The sequence below is a fragment of the Microbacterium sp. B19 genome (assembly GCF_000333395.1).
Taxonomy (GTDB): Bacteria; Actinomycetota; Actinomycetes; order Actinomycetales; family Microbacteriaceae; genus Microbacterium.
Genome location: NZ_BADA01000085.1, coordinates 1 through 1,964, shown reverse-complemented (window position 1 = coordinate 1,964; position 1,964 = coordinate 1). Strand labels below are relative to the sequence as shown.

Annotated in this window: 1 protein-coding gene and 1 pseudogene; one reads left to right on the top strand and one right to left on the bottom strand. The window is 70.8% G+C overall.

Annotated elements, in window-relative coordinates; all coding sequences use genetic code 11:
* Positions 1 to 670: pseudogene (locus I5G_RS02795) on the top strand (GNAT family N-acetyltransferase); the annotation flags it as partial.
* Positions 671 to 785: 115 nt separating this feature from the next.
* Here the strand turns inward: I5G_RS02795 and I5G_RS02790 are convergent.
* Positions 786 to 1,781: an NAD-dependent epimerase/dehydratase family protein gene (locus tag I5G_RS02790; RefSeq protein ID WP_022877689.1), complete on the bottom strand. Its 996-nt coding sequence runs from the start codon at positions 1,779 to 1,781 to the stop codon at positions 786 to 788.
* Between the last annotated feature and the right edge of the window lie 183 nt (positions 1,782 to 1,964).

The window sequence follows — 1,964 nt, the reverse complement described above, 5'->3', positions numbered from 1 at the left end:
CGAGGGTCCGCAGTTGGACGCGCCGACCGGCTTCGGCCGCATCCCGCTGGATCGGGCCGCGCGGTTCTTCCAGGCCGCGGGATACACGCTCGAGCAGATCGTCCGACAGAGCCGCCTCGAGCTCGACGGCAGCGAGCCGCACCTGCGGCGCCTGCTCGCCGAGGCCGAGACCGCGGCATCGGGCTACCGCGTCATCCAGTGGACGCTTCCGACACCGCCGGAGTTCGTGGATGCCTTCGCCTACATGAAGTCGCGCATGATCACCGACGCCCCCGCCGCCGACCTCGACTACGACGAGGAGGTGTGGGATGCCGCCCGCGTCGCCGATTGGGAACGTCGCTACACCGACGCCGACCGGCACGTCCTCGTGACCGTCGCGCAGCACGTCGACAGCGGCGAGCTCGCAGCGTTCAACGAACTGTCCATCGGCAAGGACCGCACGGCCGTCACCCACCAGGAGGACACTCTGGTCGTGGCATCCCATCGAGGACACCGTCTCGGCATGGTGGTGAAGTGCGCCGGTCTGCTCGCGTGGCGCGACGCCGTCCCGGAGTCCCCGCGCGTGATGACGTGGAACGCGGAGGAGAACCGCCCCATGCTGTCGATCAACGAGGCGATCGGATTCACTCCGATCTCCTACGAGGGCGCGTGGCAGAAGGTACTGGCCTGACCCGGAGCGTGCCCCGGGTCGCCGAGACTGCATCCGCCTGACATCTCCCCTGCAGTCTGCAGTGGGTTCGTCAGGCGGATGCAGTCTCGCGGACCGGTCACCGGCGCGGCGCGGGTCAGCCCTGGTCGAGCATCCCGCGCTCGCGCATGCCGTCCAGCGTCTCGAAGATCGTGGTCTCGGCCGGGCGCGGGCTGAAGCCGAGTTCCGCCTTCGCGCGCTCGTTGTGGATCACGAGCGGCGGCAGGTCGTCGCCCGGTACCTCCTCGGTCGGCGCGGCCCCAGCCCGGTCGCCGAGGTGCTCCCGGAGGAGGGATGCCACGCCCAACCACGAGATCGTCGGCCCGTCGGCGAGCAGGAGGTACCGCTTGCCCGCGGCGTCCGGCGTGTCCATGGCGGCCAGGTGCGCCGTGGAGACGTCGCGGACGTCGGCGATGCCGAACCGCTGCCGCGGTGCCAACGGCATGTGCCCATCGAGCATCGCGAGGAACGCCTGCAATGACGAACGCGGGTCAGCGGTCAGGGTGGGACCCGCGATCCACGTCGGGTTGAGGACGACGAGCTCGAGCCCGTTGCCCTCTCGCTCAACGAAATCCCACGCGGCGCGTTCGGCGACGGTCTTCGACCGCGGGTAGTCCGGCAGCCCGGGAGCGTCCGGGTCGGTCCAGTCGCGCTCGTCGTACTCCCGCGCACCCTCGTCGTTCAGCGGCTTCGGCGAGTACCCGACGGCCGCGAACGACGAGGTCAGCACGACCCTCGGGATCCCGGCATCCCGAGCCGCGCGGAGTACGCGCAGGGCGCCGTCGCGCGCGGGAGCCAGGAGGTTCGCGTCCTCCGTGGCGAGGGTCATCGGGGATGCCAGGTGGTAGACGCCCGCGACCCCGGAGACCGCGGCATCCCATCCGGCATCCTCCGTCAGGGAGGCGACGGTCAGTTCGAGGCCGGAGTCGTCGGCGCCGGCGCGGCGGACGGCGTCGCGGAGAGGCGGCTCCCCCTCCAGGGAGCGGACGACGGCGCGCACGGGTGTGCCGCGCTGGAGGAGGTCGGCGACGACGCGGGTTCCGAGGTATCCGGTGGCCCCGGTCACCAGGACCGTGTCATGAGAAGTGTTCATGGAGCGAGTGGAACAGACCTCCAGCGCTGGAGGTCAAGCGCGGATCAGCATCTCGAGCTCGGGGTAAATCTCGTGGACGCGAGCCTGCGCCTCGGCCTCGGGGTCGCATCTGCGCGGTCGCGCGCATCCCACAGGTCGCCTTGCGACGGAGGTAGTCGAGGGGCACGCGCAACGTCGCCATCT